This window comes from Mobilitalea sibirica (assembly GCF_015999265.1).
GTDB classification, from domain to species: domain Bacteria; phylum Bacillota; class Clostridia; order Lachnospirales; family Lachnospiraceae; genus Mobilitalea; species Mobilitalea sibirica.
Genome location: NZ_JAEAGR010000005.1, coordinates 189841 through 207802, shown reverse-complemented (window position 1 = coordinate 207802; position 17962 = coordinate 189841). Strand labels below are relative to the sequence as shown.

Genomic DNA, 17962 nt, shown 5'->3' with positions numbered 1-17962 from the left:
AGAAACAACAGGAAATATCGGTGATGAATCTAGCATATTTTTGTAATTATGTAATGTCTAAATAATATTAGTTCCATTCTAATAACAAAGATCTCCAGTTAAGTAAAAGAATATGCTACCTATGTAATTATATAGAAAATTATGCCTAAAACTTGACATTCGCACATACTTCCTGTAATATGTTAAATTAAGCAATATAGCTTTTTAACAATTAATTTTTTACCATTAGGAGATGATTTATTGGATTCCAGTGATGTCGCGCGACCGATTATATTGGCTTTCTTATTAATATCATCCGCATTTTTCTCAGGTTCCGAAACAGCGCTTACCACGGTGAATAAGCTGCGTATTCGTAGTCTTGCGGATGACGATGTAAAAGGTGCAAGGACAATACTTAAAATGATTGAAGAGCCGGGAAAGATGCTGAGTGCTATCTTAATCGGTAATAATATCGTTAATTTATATGCATCCTCCTTAGCCACGCAGATGGCTTACGATGCATTCGGTAGCAAATGGATTAGCTTGGTAACCGGTCTTCTTACCTTGTTTATCCTTATCTTTGGTGAAATTACACCAAAATCAATGTCTACAATTTATGCAGAAAAAATATCTTTAAAAATTGCCGGTTTTATTTATTTTCTGACTGTATTACTGACACCATTTATTTTTATCATAAATAACATCTGCATCGGAATTATGAAGTTACTTCGCATTGATCCCAAAGCTAAGACCTCTGCTATTACAGAAAATGAATTAAGAACTATACTTGATTACAGTCATGAAGAGGGTGTTATAGAAAGCGAAGAACGCAGAATGATAACTAACGTGGTTGATTTCGGAGATGCCCTAGCAAAAGATGTCATGGTACCCAGAATTGATATGGCATTCGCCAGTGTTGATTTAACCTATGACGAACTGGTACAGGCTTTTGCAGAAGATAAATATACCCGAATGCCCGTATATTCCGATACCAGGGATAATGTCATCGGTATCGTTAATCTAAAAGATGTTTTCTTTTATAGCGGGGAAAAGGAAGATTTTAATATTGTTGACATTCTTAGGGACCCCTACTTTACCTATGAATTCAAGAAAACCTCGGAGCTCCTAATTGAGATGAGACGAAATTCTATATCACTTGCTATCGTGTTGGATGAGTACGGCGCTACTGCGGGACTTATTACCATTGAAGATTTATTAGAAGAAATCGTCGGAGAAATTCGTGATGAATATGACGATGATGAGGAAGACAGTATCCGTGTGGTGAATGAGTATGAGTATATCGTGGATGGAAACACAAAGTTAGATGATATCAATGAAGGTCTTGGCTTAAATCTGGAGTCTGATGATTATGATTCGATCGCCGGACATATTATATATCTCTTAGACCATCTTCCCGAGGAGGGTGAGACGGTTACGGATAATAATGTAGTGTTTACTGTTGCAGCCGTGGATAAGAACCGGATTGATAAGGTCCATATTCTCTTAAAAAAAGAGGATGAGGAGGATGAGGATGAGGATTAAAAAGCATACTGTGTGCTTAAACTTGTCTCTTATTCCAGCTACCAGACTGCTTTTATCGTTTGTTTTTATATGAAAACTAAATACATGATAAGATACGAACACTCTGCTTTATAAGCAGGGTGTTTTTTAATGAAATACCAAAATACCTGTTGACAAAGCATTTTAAATTGTATACAATATAATTGTATAAATACTAATAATATTCATTAATATAAGTTAAATATTCAATTTTTATAACGAAATGAAAGAAATATAATGCTAACATAGACAAGGAGGATTTTTGAATGAATATTTATGATTTTAAAGCGAAAGACCGTAGCGGAAATGAAGTATCCTTATCCGAGTATGAAGGTAATGTTGTGTTAATTGTCAATTCAGCAACGCAGTGTGGTTTTACCCCACAGTACGATGATCTACAGGATTTATATGAAAAGTATGCCAATGACGGCTTTGTAATACTTGATTTTCCCTGTAATCAGTTCGGTAACCAGGCTCCCGGAAGTATTGATGAAATCTATAGCTTCTGTGATTCGAATTATGGGGTAACTTTCCCTATTTTTTCAAAAATTGAGGTTAACGGAGAAAATGCGCATCCTCTTTATAAATATCTTGTGAATGCGAAAGGTTTTTCCGGCTTTCATGAAGAACACCCTCTCACTTCCGTACTTGATAAGATGTTGTCTGAAGCTGATTCAGATTATAAAAGCAAACCGGATATCAAATGGAATTTTACAAAATTCTTGATTGATCGAAACGGTAATCTGGTAGAACGGTTTGAGCCTACGGAAGACATGTATGTGGTAGAAGAAAAAATCAAAGAGTTACTATAATAAAAACATCTTTATTATAAGCTTCCAAATGTGTTGTTGGTTTACACTATTGCTCACATATACCCTTAGACAAATAATAGATAAGTCGATGATTACAATGTATAAAAGTTATATAGATCCACTCCCATCATAGTAACTTAGCTAGTAAGTAAAAATGTATATTATACTTTTCCTGAAAAAGTGCTACTCGGATGTTAATATTTTATCCTAGTAGCACTTTTTATATTAATTCACTTTTTTATTATTTCTTATATTATTTCACTTTTTATTTTATTTCACTCTTTGCATTAAATCAGAATATAATTGATCGGTCTTTTGCTTATCCAGATGATTCAGGATGAGATATCTATTCTCAAATTTAATATATAGATAAGGACCTTCGTTATGGAGAACATGCATCCTGGTTAACCCCAGTTCCTCCATATCAAAATCACCTTTTTTTACTCCTCCCAGGGCAATTCCCAGATGCTTTTTTTCTATCTCAGGGAGCGTATCCTTCATTTCAATCTCTTCAATATCGGCATAATTATAGCTCTCCCCATACAGTCCTTTTATCTCAAAGGAAGTCTCGCTTAATATGATCTCATTCTCAACATCCGCATTATTTTTAAGATGATTTACAAAGAATATCATTCCGGCAATGATCAATCCGCTAATAAGTAAACTAGCGATGGTTACGCCTTTCCTCTTCTTATAGCCAACCCTCATATATTAACCCTCCAATAGATACATTTGTGTTAATAATATTATAGTAATCTATAAAAATCCTAAAAACAAGCCCAGATACTTATAATTTCAAAGCGCTTAAAAGCGCTTTGAATGTCTTTTTCTTCGCTTTAATGGAATTATGATTCAAACACATTTTATTATCCCTATAAAAAACAATCTGCTTCCACCAACTGTAATTTACATTGTGTTAACATCTGATTGTTTCTGCCCAACACCATACATCCTTACCTGTTCAACCATATGTCCGATATTACCTTCACCGGCAAATCGATTGCAATCAAAATAATTTTCCTCTACAGATAACCACTCAAGAGGATGATCTTCTTCATATAATGAGGTTTCTTCACTCAATCTTCCAGCATATACCTCAACATAGCAATTTTGATTATAATATATGAAATCCATCATATGATGAAGTTCTATCTTTTTCGAATCAATCCCCGTCTCTTCTCTAAGTTCTCGATAAGCCGCTTCATATCCATCTTCATCCTTTTCAATCTTTCCACCCACCAGATTATATAATCCCTTGTAAGGATCCTTCGTCCTCTTACAAAACAGTAACTTCTTATCATCAGGGCTAAATACCAAAATGCAGTTATATCCTTGCATAAATCCTCCACATGTATATTTTATTATTTAAATCTATTACGACCCCAAATTCAGGTCACTCATAGCAACGCCCTTACATCTTACTTTATATTTACCTTGTGAGCTGTAATAATAGTAAAGCTATGAGCATTGATCGTTAATACAAAATCATTCCCATGTACATACCAATTCTTTCCTCTTCTGAATATGTTATCTGTAATCTCTACTTTGTGTATGCACCATGAAACAACGTCATCGATATCCAAGTTTAAATTCTTCTTGATTCGCTCAACTCCTAATTTCGTTGTATGAATTTTATCTAGATTACTTAATAAATCCAAATTCATATATAATACTCCTACTCCTTCATTTAATAGCTTGCTTTACTGAAGTCGCTTGGAAGGATAACTTATATCATCACCCCAGCTATCTAATTCTTTCGCAAATTCCTCAATATAAAACAAACCTGCAGCCCACAGATAAGCTCGATCACGCTCGCAAAGTTTATCTAAAGTTCTCCAATCTACCCCTACAAGAATTGGATTATCCATGCATTCCGGATCTTCCCCTAGCATTGGTTCTTGAGCCCCTATATTAGCATGAAAAGTATAATTATAATGGTTGTCATGTATCACAGTACTTATTAATCTTAGATTGGTACCCCTTACAAGACATTCTTCTTGAAGTTCTCTAAAGGCAGTATCTTCGGGTGTTTCTCCATCCTCAATACCACCCCCGGGTAAACAATAATACTCTAATCCATATTGCTTATGCTTTACCATTAGAATCTTATTACCCCTTGTAACAAGACACTGTGCTCTACCTTTATTCATCGTTTACCTCTCCCATTTATAGACACTTTCATACTTAATGGTAGCCCTCATCGAATATTCCTAACATCAAATAAATCTTCTTATCCTTATGGATTCCATGTGATAGTTAATGATATCTACTCATTTTATTTAAGGTATCTTCCAGTTCTTCTAGTATATCTTTCATATCCTTTTTATTCAAAATCCTAAAATACATACTCCTAAGAAAATTCTTTATATTAAGCTTTCTTTTATAATCATCCATATAGGAACCAGTATATTTTATATCATCAAAGCCTTTAATCCATCTACTAACATCATCTGATGAAAGTAGATTTCTATCTAAGACACTTATTACTGCTGTTACCAATCTTTCATCTTCCTCATTGATATACACATAATCTCCTACAGATATTTTAGCTTGTATGATTTCAAGTATGTACAACAATTCCTTATTACCTATTTCACTACACATGGCCAGTTCATCTAATGTGTCTGCAGTATGCGCCACAGAATGAGCCCAACCCCTATCATCTGTATACCCTCTTAGGTCAGCTTCTTCCAGAAAGTACCTTGTAATCCTATCATATATTCTCTTGATTTCATCTTCGTTAAATAATGCTTGTTTTCTGTGACAATACAATATAGGTGCAATCAGTAATACCGAAAAAGAACGGGTAAATACTGAGTCAGTATTCTTTTCACCAATTCTATAAAATAAATGGTTTTCATCTATTACAACATCTAAAACACCTTTCAAGATATCTCCTGCGATATCATTATTTATCATCCAATGTGCCAAAATAGAATAGATTAAATCATCCCTTAATAATGGATCCGGATCTCCTATATGATTTAACATTTCAGTTATTAATTCCGTAATGTCTATATCTGTAGGCACTTTATAATTATTATCTTTTATTTGTTGCAATGTTAGTTTTAAATTCGTTATATTATTCAATATAAATCACCTCGTATTATAATGGAATATCTTTGTTCACATCGACTCTGCTATTATAAATGTTCATTGTGAATTATAAATTAGCTAAATGGAATGAATGCATACGAATATGTAATCGGATTAGATAAAAATTATTGCATGACTAGGGAACACATTTAAACTGACTTTTTAATAAGATTATACCAAATTATAGCATATCGATTAAATAAATAGAATAAATTTGTAAATTTATTTAAAATCTTTGTCCTGAATGCAAATTATGATACAACAAACAAAAATGATATAAGGAGATATTCAAGAAGCATAATTAATAATTATAGATATTAGGAGCGTTCCGAAGTAAGAAATGCTGCATTGCAAAGTGAACATCCAGTATCCCATTCCAGAAAACAAACGAATACAGCTTATAAGGCAAAATTGGAAGCACAGAAAATAAGTGCATAAGAAATGCGACCAACAATGTGGTCGCATCAACTTATACGTTTTTAATTATTAATCTGCCTACTTGACAGGGTCGGTTCATAATGAATGGGTGCTTATATTATTACCTATAAATATAGTTACAAATCTACTAAAGAGACGCGGTTAAACATAGAATCTTAAAACTTAATTTCGTTCTTCCAATTCACATCCGCATTGATCACAGTAGTATATCTCAGGTTTATGCATTAAGAAATCAGAAATTTCATTTATTAGATATGCTCCCAAATTATCAAATTGTATTGTTTCACCAACCGATAAACGCTTAATATTATTTAATTCTAAAATAATATCAGACTCCTTACAGGTACTTCCTACTATCAATTGTTTTGATACTATAATACCGTCTTGCTGCTGCTTAACTTTATAATCAAACTTATTTCGTTCATTCTTTGGTGATAAATGCAACCTAGTCCCATCCACTGTCAAGTACGATATTCCATTCATATTTTTTTCATCAATGATTTTAGTAATGTAAGAACATGATGTTCTTACCAAACTGTTACCCGGCTCGTATATCACAGTTAAATGTTCCATCGCTTGTTTCACAAGTGTTGAGGTAACAGTATGCACGTAATCGTTAAAACTCCAAAATTGTGGAGCAATTTTATATCCACCACCGATGTCTATCATTTTTACGGATGATAATCTATTTTCTCTAATAATACGACACAGTTCTGTAGTTATCGCAGCATATATCAGAGGATCTCTGGAATTACCTGAAAAGTGGCAATGTAAACATGTAATCATGATATTCTTATTTTTTTGTATCAAATCAAAGATTTCATTATCTCTAACATCAATCCCGAAACGAGAAATTTTGCACCCGTATAAACTGTCGTCGTTTTTAATATAGTCAATATTAAGTCTAATTCCTATTTGAATCGGATAGTCGATATTTTGAATCCACCGTAACTGTGAGATGGTATCAAAAATCACCAATGAACCATTATCTATGTAATTCATTATTTCATTTTTGCTTCTAAAGAGACCGTTTATAATAACTTTTTTTAGATCCACTTCATATTCACACAGTTTATTAAATTCAAAGTTTGAACAAATTTCAAAATATGCTCCCATATGTTTCAGTTTATCAATAATGTTTCTATCATAATTTGCTTTTATCGAATAAGCAATTATATCTTTACGATTGTTTCTTTCAATTGCATTATTAAATGTAGTATAATTCTGTTCTACTCTATTAAGATTAATCAAAAAGTATGGGGTTTTCATTTCTTCACAAACGGACATCTGTAATCACCTTTACCTAATTTTCCAAAATAATTATATGACATACCAATACAACCACCGTTACACAATTTCAAATATTTACAATCATAGCAATCGGATGATTCTTCAACCTTATAATTGATAAATTTATAACTTTCCTCCGAATTGAAAATATCTAACAATGTGCTATCTTTCAAGTTGCCCAGTGGGAAATCTGTTAAACAAGTACATGGGTAAACCGTTAAGTCAGGGTATACATACAGTTTATTACTTACATTTCCACAGTTGGTTTTGATATTATAATCTAAATATTTATCACTATCCATGATTTTCTCAAGAAGAGTAAAATCATATAATTTCTTAATCCTTAATAGAATCCTTGAATTATCAAGCAAAGAATCTACTAAACTGTTCCATTCTTCAACACTAATAGTATTCTCAATTGAGCCACAACCAAAAGGCAATTGTGGAGATACCTTCCAATATTTCATCGTTTTGTATGAATAAATCATCTCCAGCAGGTCCATAACATTGTGGTAATTATCTCTACTCACGGTCGTTGAAATGTTATAGGACACTCCCAATACTTCTAATTTTTCAATAGTTTTATTAACCATCGAATACACATCCAGACAATTATTACTTCTTAAGGAGTTATGTACAGCCGGGGTTCCATCAAGAGAAACCTGTACATGAATTTTTTTGTAAGAAAGGCTATCTATCCAACTTGAGTCAAATCCATTCGTATTGACGCAGATATCCTTAAATCTGTCTATGGAACATTCTATTAAGGAATTAATATCCTTGTGCAATGAAGGTTCCCCACCTGTCAGCAATAAGCTATACTTGCTAAAATCATTATTGTCCAATACACGTAGCCAATCATCAATCCTTAGACTATTTCTACTCATTGACCCTCTAATACAAAAGGAACAACTTAGATTACAGTTCTCGTTTAGTAGTAAATATAATTGCATTTTTTCTCCTCTTTTTTATCAAATTCACTCAATTACAATTCGCCAGCCATCCCTATAACTGAGAGTTAAATATGAACTACTCAGCATACTGCATAGTCCAGAACACTCACAATCCTCACAGCTTTCTCCTATTTTTATCTGTTTATAGTAACTTCGATATAACATTTTGTAATGATAATCGTTAAAATAAAACTGTGGAATATTCAGAATTTCAAGACTCTCTATATTCACATCGTTTATATAACAAAATGGTATATCTAAGTATTTTAACACATAGTTTTCTCGTAATATTCGATCATAGAAATTTAAATAATTTATAAATGCTACAGCATCTATACTAGCCACCTGATTTGCTTTCGATTTCTTGGTTTCATTTAACCTAGCGATAACTATTTCATTTGGTGACAAATTATATTTATCCAAAAACATATTTATTTTAAAATTGTCATCAATCATAACGGAGTTAACTATAAATTTAATGGTATAATTTATACCATTTTTTTGCATCTTCTGCAAGTTTTTTATCGTAGAAGAGAATGACTCATTATTTCGTGTAATACAATTATGTAACTCTTGTTCTCCATGGATTGGAACTATAAACATCAGATTATCTTTCTTTTTTATTCTGATCAAATCTAAAAAAACACCATTGGTATACACCACTACATTGGTGTTATAGTTTTCATTCACGTAATTCACCATTAAATAAAATTCAGGGTGAATAGACGGTTCTCCTCCATTGAATACCACTTTATCATCCATAGTTGGTCTGACGAAATTTATTCTCTGCATAAAATCTTCTAAGCTAATCTGATGTGAATTATTTCCTGTCGATGAAGAAAAGCAAAACACGCAATCATTATTACAATAGTAGTTTATATTAAAATAATAAATATTTGGCATACTTCATAATCACTCCGTCATTCATAGTAAAACAAGCCCACTACATAATAGCCGGCTTGTTTTCATTATTTTGTAAAATTGTATTTTCCAGTACGTATTTTCTTCATAATTTTCAATGCTATGGGATTAAATTCTTCCAGATGTTTCCCTTCATCATACAAAGCATAGATTTCATTATTAATTTTCGTTATCTTTGCAAGCAATTTTTTTGCACGTACACAAGTAGTATTGTTAATTTTATCAAAAGAACCTTCTAAAATGGCACTTGATACACAACCACCCTTGCAAACCCCAAAATAATCGCATTTTTCTCTACATTGCTTTGCTCTCTCAGCACTAATATCAACTAAATTTTTATATGCTGGTGTTTTAAAAGCATCTGAAATCAACTCTAGATCTTTAATATTACCCAAGATAAAATCATCCGTATAAGGTCGTCCACATGGATAAATATCACCATTAGGATTTAAGCAAATACGGTTATGTATACATGAACCTCCATATTGGATGCAATACAACTTATCCGAAACCTTTAATAAATCTTCAAACGTTCTCATTGAGATATGACAGTTTTTGTCATATAACCATAACCTATATACTTTGGCCAGATTATCGACATACTCATCAATGTTTATTTCAAACTCTTGATGTTCCAAAGCTGTACCACTCATAAACAAAGCCAGGACTTTAAAACTAAATCCCTCTTTATTAAACCACTCGTAGGTCGCCTCAAGATTATTTATAGACTTAGCACTTTCAACACACAAAACTCCAAAGGATAAGCCCATCTCCTTCATTCGGAGCATATTATCATATACGACTTCCGAATTAGCTCTTAAATCATCATTATGAGGACCATCATATGAAATACCAACAACAATTGAATATTCTTTAAAAACGTTAATCCATTCATCGTTCAACAAAACACCGTTTGTTTGAATAATATTTTTAAATTTAATGTTGGGATTAGTTGCCTCTATAGATCTTTCGTATTCAAGAACATTTACTAAATTATTCAAGCCCCACAATGTAGGTTCTCCACCGTGAAATACAATGTGAATTTCTTCATATTCTTTAACTGCTATATCTATCATTTTTTTTGCATAAGCAGGGTTCAGCATCTCAGAATCGAACCCCTCTTCTGCATGATAGCAATGCTTACATCGCATATTACAGTCATTCGTTGGTTTAATTGTTATTGAGATTCTTTTCACACTTTTCACCAATCCCAACTTTTAGTTATCATCGTCGTCGTCGTCATCGATTCCCCAACCTTCTTCGCCTTCATACCATGCTGCCCATCCTTCAATAGATGCATTTTCACATTCTCTTTTGTTAATTTCCTTAACAGTTTCACATGTGCTGTTCATTATTAAATACCTTCCTTTTATTATTGGTTTTATTTATTTTACCGAACAGATAGTTCACACCAACACAAACTAACGATATTGCTTAATAACTATATCTTGTGTCAGCCTTGCTATCGATTTACTAGCTTTATAATAAATAGTATATTCAATCTTATAAAGTTTGTCAATATATGCACACACTAATATATATGCAATTGGTATCTATTCTAACTCAAATCAAAAAGCTTATCATATCATGTTAACATGTTTTAGTGCTTATTCAATAACATATAGCATGTCAGTAACACTAGGTTTAAAACTATAAAATTTGATATCTTATTAAAGCTAATTAATAGATTACACCCGGTGAATAATCATCCGTCATCTGTTTGTCTGCATAGTACATAATGACATCCCCGGCAAAGAAATTAAAGCTTGTTCCTTCCCAATCTTTCTTTGTAGGTACAGGTCCTTCCATAATCCACATACTGCAATGTCCTTTATCCATATAGTTCAATGCATTCGTGTAGGATAACCTGCAATTTCCGTTCTGATCCAAGGTTTCAATACTGAAGTTTATGATGATATAGCCGTCGGTCAGCCAGAAATCCTCACTATAATCCACTCCGTATTTATCCATGTAATCATATACATCAAAGCCCTTGGCCACTGCATGTACTTCATTAGGTAAGTAGTATTCGCCGTACCACCGTTGCTTACATATCGTGATATCATCCTCTTCTATCCCTCTGTCTAATACGTCTGTAAATGAATCAAATCCTTTTACTGTATTCATATAAGTATCATTGACATAGGTTCGAAAGGCATAATTAAGACGGATATCTGTAAAGGTAAACATCGGAGCTCTTTTTGCGATGTGCTTACCAAAGTTGGTATTTCGAAGCGCTGCGGTCTGTCTTAGTTCATCTTCCGGGATACCAAGGTAGATATCTCCTGTGGAGGTCGTCTTCATATTTATCTTATCTAAGGAGCTTCCCATCTTTACCAGATGCCGGTTCTTACGATTAATCTCTTCCGTGTAATAAAGGTCCACTGCGGTTCGATTCTCACCGTTCTTATCTACAAAGTAGAAACTTGGATTAATTAGTACCATGTTGGCATCGGAAAACAGATTTCCGGTTGTTTCAAGGGAATAACGGAACATATACCCTGACTTTAATACTCCGAGGTTTTTATAATAGGGATGGCTTCCATTTACCAATGGTAGCGTAAACTTCGTTTTCCTTCCCGTATCATTGCCGTACTGGTCATTAGTTCCTATGGTATAGGTATAGGAATAGTTTTTATTGTAGGTTGGCTTATCGGTTCCATTAAGGTATTTATCCGGATAATTCTTTTTAAAATCTTTGGATTTTGGAACTCTGAAGGCTTCCTCCCAAAGTGGATAGTCTGTCAGGTCATAGATGTTTAATCCATACATCCGACCGGATACCTCAACTTTTCTGGTATTGGTTGCCACGTAACGAATTAGTTCCCTGTTAGCGTATTCCTCAGTTCTTTCAATGTACGGTTCTCCGTTTACTGCTACTGTTCGAAAGTTTATGGTATGTACTCCTTCCTCTGTCCACATGGGAAGGTAGAACCGAGGAGAGGACCGTCCAATAACGACCCAGGTACCGGCTGTGACATACGTATCATTTTCCGGATCCTTATCTGCTCCAATATCTAAGTAGACATCGAAGGGAAATTGTACTTCATTCCTTAGGATACCGTTACTGGAAGCTATGTAGGACACATTCGGGTCTCTGAGGGATCTTGAAAAGTCTCTTGTATAATATCCCAACTTTCCGCTATGAGGTCCTGTATTGGATATCGTTACGGTAAAATCAGATAAATTCTGATCCGGATCTAAAACCAGTTGTGTGCATCCATCCATGGGATTAAGAAGCTGAACATACCTGTCATTATCAGCCTCTAGGATGGGCTCACATACAACGGGAGAATGAATTACCACTTGATTTAGGTTATTTATCATATAACTGGGTTTTTGCGCTCTGTTTGTTCCTACCCTGGCTAAAGCGGTGTAAGTAATGGTTCCACTGGAGGGATAGGTTCCGTTTTTCTTCGTTGCATCAATCACCATTCCTGACCGGTACAAGACATTCTTGTTAATATTCGTATAACATTGCGGAAGGGCAGCCGGATTAATATCCGGTGCTTCTGTTTCCCTTATGGCATCCGATATTACAGTCTGATCGTTAAAGATAACAGAATCACTTCTGACTTTAATCTTACCAGTCTGAGTTAATGCCGTATATTCTGCTTGTCTTTCGAATTCCTCTCGCGGAATATTCGGTCTACTGGTAGGATCACCAGGAACGGATATGGTTTCTGAAGGCAGAGTTATTCCGTTAATAGCCTCATTGGGTTTGATTATATGATACTCCTTACTGGAGGAATGATTGTAACTTATGGTTGGTGGGTTGTAATAAGACATATTAGGATATAAAGTAATAGAACCGCCCGGAAGGGCATAGTTTGTTAGATGTGCGTTATCGATTTTATAGACTTCAAGATTTTCAATCTCCCAGTACCCATAAGCTCTTGGTACTGTAACATGATGCGTTACCGTTATCGTCTCTGTAACAGGTTCTCCCCCACCTTCTTCCTCCGGTGTGGCTGTCATATAGCTTAAGATATAATCTTTGGTTACTTTTATGTTGTAATGTTCAATACCAATCTTTTTTACAAAGCGATATCCGACAAGATATTCTTTTGCTATTACCTCTGCAAATAGGCTTTCTGTTGTTGGTACTCCTAAAGGTGCCGTAAACCTTTCTGCTCCTCTTAAGTCTGCCCGAATCATTCCGGTGTTAACCGGCTGTGTAAACTCCATCGATGCAGCACCCAGTAATGGAACCTCAATTATAGGTATGGCAGGTGTTGGAGTTGGTGATGGTACCCCTGGCCTTGGTGTCGGTGTAGGTGGCAAGGTTGGTGTTGCTCCGGTAGAAAATACTACTTTAAAAACAGCAATCGAGTCCTCTTTCGCATCGGGCATAGTTATATCATCAATCGTTGCCCCCGTCCTTGTAATTTTCTTCTCCGTCCCGCTTACCCGGTCAATGTATACCATCTCCCATTTATTCTGATAATTATATTCCTTTTTATTAACAGTAATGGGTGAAAGAGGACGGTAAAAAACCGATGTGTCACCAAAATGTGTTAGTGTCTTACTTCGATTTGTCCTCAGGTATTTACCCGTTTCGTCCACCGCATCAATCTGATAATAATATGGTTTCGTTGACTTCTTATAGACGAAATATATCGTTAATTCATCTGCATCCGGCATACTAGCAATAGATATTTGGTTATTGCTAACCGGCGAAACTGGCATAGTTACCTTTTCACCAGTACCCCGACGGGTATATTCGTAGTACCATTCTTTCTTGAATTGATGATTGACATTATTCTTAACGATAGTTTCTTCTGCTTGTGGAAGTTCATAGCTTGTCGCTGGTTTACTGGGCCATTTCTGACTATAGATGGCTTTGCTGTATTTCGTATCGTTCGGAGTTAAATCCTTCAGTTCATTGCGCGCTTCATCGACCGCTTTGATCTTTACATCATAGATACTTCCAGCTGTAATCTTATAAGGAAAGTTATAATATCCCTTCAGATACTCATCCGTGGCTGAGCTCCAGTCAATCGCATTCATCATTTCTGTATAACCGAATACATTCCTTCTTAATACCCTATCATCTTCGCCCTGAACGATATCAAAGATGTTATTCATATATACGGTCTGTGAACCACCGTTTCGGATAATGGAATCTGCGGTTACACCCAGTTTAGCAGCCGCATTCGTAAACTCCTTTCGGTCTATGATATATTCGACTGATTTGAGATTATCAACAGTGTGTGTTCTTCCATATCGAAAATTAACCAACTTCGTTTCTATACCGGAATTTCTTGTACTGGACATTCTTTGATAGATGTCAAAGGTTTCTATTGCCATATAATAGTACTTCGTCTTGTATCGTATTAGATCCTTATCTGCTGCATTATGAATACCTGTTTGAACTATTTGCTCATCTTTTATTTCTGCTTTCTGTATTCCATTAGGAAGGCCATCAAGTTCCATCCAAGTATCGGCAGCCCTGGCTCGTTCTAGAAACGGGTTATCATAGCTGCCGATTAAAATACATAGGATGACAAGAACAGAGACCCCTCGGCAGAAATTCTTCTGCTTTTGAATAAATATCATTATTTCTCTATTCTCCTTTCATAGTACAACTGTTCAACCAAATATGCATAAAAAATTCCTAAATCTGCTCCTGCTCTCTCAGAATATCGTGCTAGTCTCACATCGAACTGGCATTCCCTCCATTCTCCCAGTTTATAATCAGTAAAATGTACAAGAGGATAGTTCGAATAAAGAATATTGCTATATGGTCTTTCTCTTATAATAGTATTATTATCAACACCAAATTTAACCTCTGAAGATACTATCCGGTATTTGACGTAAACTCTTAAATAATAATCTCCACTAAAATAGTAAAGTGAGGAACCGTCCACAGCTATCTTCGAGCTTTCCACTATAGTCTTATTCTTCTTCATGTTAGTGACATACTGCTCAATCTCTTTTCTAGTTCGTTCTCTTCTGGTTTCTGAACCATAAGCATAATCCGTTGACAAGACTGCATCCACCCATTTATCATTAATAGTACGATAGTCTGCGTTAAAGACATGTTCCATATAGGTTTTTACTTTTCCTAACCAGTTATTAAGATACTCATCTTTCATGGTAGGAAAGTCTTCAAATTTCGTCGTCTTATCTACATCTACCGGAGCTGCATAATCCTTGATGTTTTCATAGGGAGTTTCAGTATCGGTCATAGGATCATATAGAACCTGTCCTTCAAAGTCAAACTGCCAATCATAATATTCATTAGGATAACTCGCCAATACATAAGGATAATACTTCGCATAAACCGGTAATTTCGTTGTCCTAATCAGCTGTCCATCCGGACTAATCTGAGCTCTGCCGTCCTTATCCTTTAATAATTTAATACAGCTTAAGGCACCTTTTTCCGTAATCTTCTTACTACCTTTAAATTCCCGGTCGGAAGAATATTCTCCGTTGGAGTAACCCTTGATAAAGCCTTTTAAGTAACACTTTACCACATCAGTACGTTTTGAAGATTTAATACTCTCGATATCAGAGATACGTTTTTCCAGTGCCAATTCTACCAGCTTGGGATCTATATTGTCACCATAGAGGTATTCATCTGCTCTATTAAGTAAGACAGCTGCATCGGTTCTGGTTAAGTTGCCGGTATAGGAAGAAAAGTCTCCCTCTTTAATAATATCTTTCTCCAGTAATGCATTTACATATCCATCATGGGTTCCTGATACGGAACTGAGTCCGATTTCCTTAGCCAGAGCCTGTGCAAATGCTTCTACCGTTATGTAAGTTGTCGCAGCACTTACATTTTTTGTGTCTGTAATCATTACAGATGTTATTAGCATAATTACTGTTAATAATACTGATACCATAGTTTTCATTGTTCTTTTTAACATACTATCAACTCCCCCGGTTAATGATTTATATATGTTTAGATTAACCATTCTTTAATGATCAGGAACTCCATCTCCATTATGATCGTGTAACATCTCTTCTGCAGTATATTGTGTTGTTGCCGGAGTATGGCTTTTACCCGAAAAATAAATAATACTACCTACCAAAACAAATAAACTTATTAAGAAAATCGCTATGCTCTTAACCCTTCTTCTAAACTTTCTTTCCCTTTTACTGTAATACATAAATAACCCCTTTCGTATGTGATTTTACTTTATATCATAGTAAAAGAATATATTCTCCTCTAAATACGAATACCCTATGATATTGTTTTTAAGCTTCTAAATAGTTACTATTACACTTCTGCCGATATATGTATGTGTAAATTTCTGTAATTGATTTTATTATATCAATAAGTATTGCACATTTCAATAATTTTCCATATTATTGTCGTTTTATGAAGATTAATTCTTGCTATCATCAAATGAATATGACATACAGTAGTCATGTTCCATCTGATAAAATTTAACCCAAAATATATTACGAAAGGATGTATCCCTATGAAGTTCATATCTCCCTTAATTGTTGTATCCGATCTTCAGATTTCCAGAAATTTTTATGAGAAGGTACTTATGCAAAAAGTTATGCTAGACTTAGGAGAAAATTTATGTTTTGAGTCTGGTTTTTCTCTTCAAGTAAACTACACCGGTTTAGTAGGAATTGATAATCTAAAAATAACCTATAAATCGAATGACCATGAGTTGTATTTTGAAGAGGCTGATTTTGATCAATTAGAAAAACACTTAGAGCAATTTAAAGATATTGAATATCTTCATAAAACGAAAGAATATCCTTGGGGGCAAAGAGTTATTCGCTTCTATGATCCGGATTATCATATTATTGAAATGGGTGAGAGTATGGAAAGTGTATTTAAGCGCTTCCATGATAATGGAATGAGTGTTGAAGAGGTTGCCAAAAGGACGATGCATCCTGTAGAGTATGTTAAAAATTATATATCAGATTGAATACAAAATTTATCTTTTCACTTTACTTACTAGACATTCGAGAGTTAATCTAGCTTATATCCGGTGCATATACATGTTTACGGTTTTTACAACAGTGTTCACATGCATATGCACCTTTTTCCACACAATCTTTAATGGTATAATAGGGGGTGTCATCAAATATTATGCCTTCCTGCCTAAGCTCAGGGCAGTCACTTCTATGATAAATATAATACCAGTCTTTTTGTTCAATATAATATACCTTATTCTTGGATACTTTTGCACCGGCAGATAAAAACCGATTGTAGGTTTCACTTGCTTCATTTCCATACGGGTATCCTTGAAATACCACGAACATACTGATATCATCCAAGAAGGGGGCCCACTCATCATCACGAATTACCGGTAGCGAAAAATTATAAGTAATACCGTATCTTTGCGCTATCTTGTTATGATGACTGGTATAATAAGCCATTGAAACTTCTATGCAGCTAATGATGGTTCCTTTTCTCACCAGTTCAAACGATTCATCATTTAACAGAATACTCTCCGGCCTTAGGTTACGAAAAGATGCATATTCTGATTTTGTCTGTATATCATGATAATCCAATTTAAATACGGATCGCTCTGCTCCACTTAATAAACCGTTCTTATCATAAAGACTGATTACATTTCCCAAAGAAAACCCATATATAAAATCCTCATCTTCATAATAATAAGGAAATTTTTCTGACCAAGTTTTTGCCACATAGGTATATCCGTCTACTCCGGTGAAGTCTTCACTATAAAAAATATAAAACCCATCTTCCATTGTAAATGTGATTACCGGTATGTATGCATTTAATTTTTCCTGGTTCTCCTTGTCTGAAATCACACCAAAGGATGAGTAAAGGGATAAAAAGAAACTTTTAACTGCTGCATCCATACTGATTTTCAAACAATTGTTGCTATCCAATTGCGATAGGCTTGTAACTCCGTCATCAATGGCTGTAGCAAGATTTCGATTTAGTTGCTCCATATTTTCTACCACTGATTT

The 17962-nt window shown here is 34.5% G+C and carries 17 protein-coding genes; 3 read left to right on the top strand and 14 right to left on the bottom strand.

Features of this window, described 5'->3' with window-relative positions; translation table 11 throughout:
- The first annotated feature begins 240 nt into the window (after nt 1-240).
- Both I5677_RS07110 and I5677_RS07105 read left to right on the top strand, forming a co-directional pair.
- Nucleotides 241-1521 (top strand): HlyC/CorC family transporter, encoded by a 1281-nt coding sequence (locus I5677_RS07110; protein WP_197660874.1) that lies wholly within the window; start codon nt 241-243, stop codon nt 1519-1521.
- Between the two features lie 284 nt (nt 1522-1805).
- Nucleotides 1806-2351 (top strand): glutathione peroxidase, encoded by a 546-nt coding sequence (locus I5677_RS07105; RefSeq protein WP_197660873.1) that lies wholly within the window; start codon nt 1806-1808, stop codon nt 2349-2351.
- 270 nt (nt 2352-2621) lie between these two features.
- Here I5677_RS07105 and I5677_RS07100 read toward each other — a convergent pair whose 3' ends face one another.
- From I5677_RS07100 to I5677_RS07045, 13 genes are all read right to left on the bottom strand, one after another.
- Entirely contained in the window at nt 2622-3059 is a 438-nt protein-coding gene (locus tag I5677_RS07100) for a hypothetical protein (RefSeq protein ID WP_197660872.1), read from the bottom strand.
- Nucleotides 3060-3257: 198 nt separating this feature from the next.
- Nucleotides 3258-3689 carry an NUDIX hydrolase gene (locus I5677_RS07095; protein WP_197660871.1) on the bottom strand — a complete coding sequence of 144 codons (432 nt, stop codon included), beginning with the start codon at nt 3687-3689 and terminating at the stop codon, nt 3258-3260.
- An 80-nt stretch (nt 3690-3769) separates the two neighbouring features.
- Nucleotides 3770-4015: a DUF3781 domain-containing protein gene (locus tag I5677_RS07090; protein WP_197660870.1), complete on the bottom strand. Its 246-nt coding sequence runs from the start codon at nt 4013-4015 to the stop codon at nt 3770-3772.
- Nucleotides 4016-4051: 36 nt separating this feature from the next.
- Nucleotides 4052-4501: an NUDIX hydrolase gene (locus I5677_RS07085; protein WP_197660869.1), complete on the bottom strand. Its 450-nt coding sequence runs from the start codon at nt 4499-4501 to the stop codon at nt 4052-4054.
- Nucleotides 4502-4607: 106 nt separating this feature from the next.
- Entirely contained in the window at nt 4608-5441 is an 834-nt protein-coding gene (locus I5677_RS07080; RefSeq protein ID WP_197660868.1) for a DUF2785 domain-containing protein, read from the bottom strand.
- A gap of 606 nt (nt 5442-6047) precedes the next feature.
- Nucleotides 6048-7172: a type III PLP-dependent enzyme domain-containing protein gene (locus tag I5677_RS07075; RefSeq protein ID WP_197660867.1), complete on the bottom strand. Its 1125-nt coding sequence runs from the start codon at nt 7170-7172 to the stop codon at nt 6048-6050.
- On the bottom strand, nt 7151-8128 hold the full coding sequence (locus I5677_RS07070) for a radical SAM/SPASM domain-containing protein (protein ID WP_279380749.1): 978 nt from the start codon (nt 8126-8128) through the stop codon (nt 7151-7153). The genes I5677_RS07075 and I5677_RS07070 overlap by 22 nt, the downstream gene beginning before the upstream one ends.
- Before the next feature lie 24 nt (nt 8129-8152).
- Nucleotides 8153-9031 (bottom strand): radical SAM protein, encoded by an 879-nt coding sequence (locus tag I5677_RS07065; RefSeq protein ID WP_197660865.1) that lies wholly within the window; start codon nt 9029-9031, stop codon nt 8153-8155.
- 65 nt (nt 9032-9096) lie between these two features.
- Nucleotides 9097-10254, bottom strand: a complete 1158-nt coding sequence (locus I5677_RS07060) for a radical SAM/SPASM domain-containing protein (RefSeq protein WP_330617870.1) — start codon at nt 10252-10254, stop codon at nt 9097-9099.
- A 12-nt stretch (nt 10255-10266) separates the two neighbouring features.
- Complete coding sequence (locus I5677_RS17330; RefSeq protein ID WP_279380748.1) at nt 10267-10401, bottom strand: hypothetical protein; 135 nt, start codon at nt 10399-10401, stop codon at nt 10267-10269.
- Nucleotides 10402-10729: 328 nt separating this feature from the next.
- Nucleotides 10730-14608: a DUF5704 domain-containing protein gene (locus I5677_RS07055; protein WP_197660863.1), complete on the bottom strand. Its 3879-nt coding sequence runs from the start codon at nt 14606-14608 to the stop codon at nt 10730-10732.
- Complete coding sequence (locus tag I5677_RS07050; protein WP_197660862.1) at nt 14608-15924, bottom strand: hypothetical protein; 1317 nt, start codon at nt 15922-15924, stop codon at nt 14608-14610. The genes I5677_RS07055 and I5677_RS07050 overlap by 1 nt, the downstream gene beginning before the upstream one ends.
- 51 nt (nt 15925-15975) lie before the next feature.
- Complete coding sequence (locus I5677_RS07045; RefSeq protein ID WP_197660861.1) at nt 15976-16167, bottom strand: hypothetical protein; 192 nt, start codon at nt 16165-16167, stop codon at nt 15976-15978.
- Between the two features lie 315 nt (nt 16168-16482).
- On the opposite strand from I5677_RS07045, the gene I5677_RS07040 reads away from it, so the two are divergent.
- Entirely contained in the window at nt 16483-16947 is a 465-nt protein-coding gene (locus I5677_RS07040) for a VOC family protein (RefSeq protein ID WP_197660860.1), read from the top strand.
- 49 nt (nt 16948-16996) lie between these two features.
- Here the strand turns inward: I5677_RS07040 and I5677_RS07035 are convergent, their stop codons facing one another.
- A complete protein-coding gene (locus tag I5677_RS07035; protein WP_197660859.1) occupies nt 16997-17944 on the bottom strand; it encodes a hypothetical protein in 948 nt (315 codons plus the stop codon).
- Nucleotides 17945-17962 lie beyond the last annotated feature (18 nt).

What these genes read in the sequence shown, in the direction of transcription:
- I5677_RS07105 (WP_197660873.1), top strand. Translation starts at nt 1,806, where the DNA reads ATGAATATTTATGATTTTAAAGCGAAAGACCGTAGCGGAAATGAAGTA.
- I5677_RS07100 (WP_197660872.1), bottom strand. Translation starts at nt 3,059, where the DNA reads ATGAGGGTTGGCTATAAGAAGAGGAAAGGCGTAACCATCGCTAGTTTA.
- I5677_RS07095 (WP_197660871.1), bottom strand. Translation starts at nt 3,689, where the DNA reads ATGCAAGGATATAACTGCATTTTGGTATTTAGCCCTGATGATAAGAAG.
- I5677_RS07090 (WP_197660870.1), bottom strand. Translation starts at nt 4,015, where the DNA reads ATGAATTTGGATTTATTAAGTAATCTAGATAAAATTCATACAACGAAA.
- I5677_RS07085 (WP_197660869.1), bottom strand. Translation starts at nt 4,501, where the DNA reads ATGAATAAAGGTAGAGCACAGTGTCTTGTTACAAGGGGTAATAAGATT.
- I5677_RS07075 (WP_197660867.1), bottom strand. Translation starts at nt 7,172, where the DNA reads ATGTCCGTTTGTGAAGAAATGAAAACCCCATACTTTTTGATTAATCTT.
- I5677_RS07070 (WP_279380749.1), bottom strand. Translation starts at nt 8,128, where the DNA reads ATGCAATTATATTTACTACTAAACGAGAACTGTAATCTAAGTTGTTCC.
- I5677_RS07065 (WP_197660865.1), bottom strand. Translation starts at nt 9,031, where the DNA reads ATGCCAAATATTTATTATTTTAATATAAACTACTATTGTAATAATGAT.
- I5677_RS17330 (WP_279380748.1), bottom strand. Translation starts at nt 10,401, where the DNA reads ATGAACAGCACATGTGAAACTGTTAAGGAAATTAACAAAAGAGAATGT.
- I5677_RS07055 (WP_197660863.1), bottom strand. Translation starts at nt 14,608, where the DNA reads ATGATATTTATTCAAAAGCAGAAGAATTTCTGCCGAGGGGTCTCTGTT.
- I5677_RS07050 (WP_197660862.1), bottom strand. Translation starts at nt 15,924, where the DNA reads ATGTTAAAAAGAACAATGAAAACTATGGTATCAGTATTATTAACAGTA.
- I5677_RS07045 (WP_197660861.1), bottom strand. Translation starts at nt 16,167, where the DNA reads ATGTATTACAGTAAAAGGGAAAGAAAGTTTAGAAGAAGGGTTAAGAGC.
- I5677_RS07040 (WP_197660860.1), top strand. Translation starts at nt 16,483, where the DNA reads ATGAAGTTCATATCTCCCTTAATTGTTGTATCCGATCTTCAGATTTCC.
- I5677_RS07035 (WP_197660859.1), bottom strand. Translation starts at nt 17,944, where the DNA reads ATGGAGCAACTAAATCGAAATCTTGCTACAGCCATTGATGACGGAGTT.